This is a genomic window from Neisseria sp. N95_16 (assembly GCF_002551535.2).
In the GTDB taxonomy this organism is placed as follows: Bacteria; Pseudomonadota; Gammaproteobacteria; order Burkholderiales; family Neisseriaceae; genus Neisseria; species Neisseria brasiliensis.
Map to the genome: position 1 here is coordinate 1 of NZ_PDBT02000159.1, position 771 is coordinate 771.

At 41.9% G+C, this 771-nt stretch carries 1 protein-coding gene; it reads left to right on the top strand.

The annotated features are described in order from the left end of the window. The first annotated feature begins 7 nt into the window (after positions 1-7). Positions 8-759 (top strand): IS5-like element IS1301 family transposase gene (locus CRG49_RS13005; RefSeq protein ID WP_096121706.1). Its coding sequence is split into 2 segments (ribosomal slippage): positions 8-227 and positions 227-759, totalling 753 coding nucleotides; the frame shifts between segments, so codons are not numbered across the junction. Positions 760-771: the final 12 nt, after the last annotated feature.

Below are 771 nucleotides of genomic sequence, written 5' to 3' on the forward strand. Positions count from 1 at the left end.
ACAAACAATGGCGAGAACCGCAATAACTGACAACATATGGGAACAATTACAAACAACCATGAAAGCGCACGGCTGTCATCAATGGAAGAACGACCGTACCGTGATGGAAGCCATACTATGGAAGCTAAGAACAGGTGCACCATGGCGAGACATACCTATTGAGCTAGGGTCATGGAAAACCGCTTATAACCGCTTTAACCGATGGTCTAAAAAAGGCTTGTGGCAGAATTTTTTTTTGATCTACGAAAAGAAATTGACAAAGAATGGGTATTCATCGACGGAAGTTATGTACGGTGTCATCAACATGCAAGTGGAGCTCGGCGTGGTTTCGATAGAGCAATTGGACAAAGCCGTGGCGGAAACACGACAAAAATACACCTATGTGTGGACTCGCATGGAAATCCGCTCGATTTTAAAGTCACTGGGGGTAACGTGCACGACAGTCAAGTTGCAAACGACTTGATAGAAGTCATACAAGAAGCCCAGTATTTTATCGCTGACAAAGGGTATGACTCGCAAGAAATCAGAGATAAAGCGATAGAACACGGTATGAAAGCTATTATACCAAAGCGTAAAAATGCCAAGAAACCTAACCCTGATTTTGATAGCTACCTTTATAAATTACGCCACTTAGTCGAGAATGCATTTGCACGATTAAAGCAGTTTCGTAGTATTGCTACTCGCTATGAGAAATTAGCTCGTAATTTTAAATCGATGCTTTACTTGGCTTGCTCTATTATTCATGCTAAGTTAAATTGAGGACACGCCCTA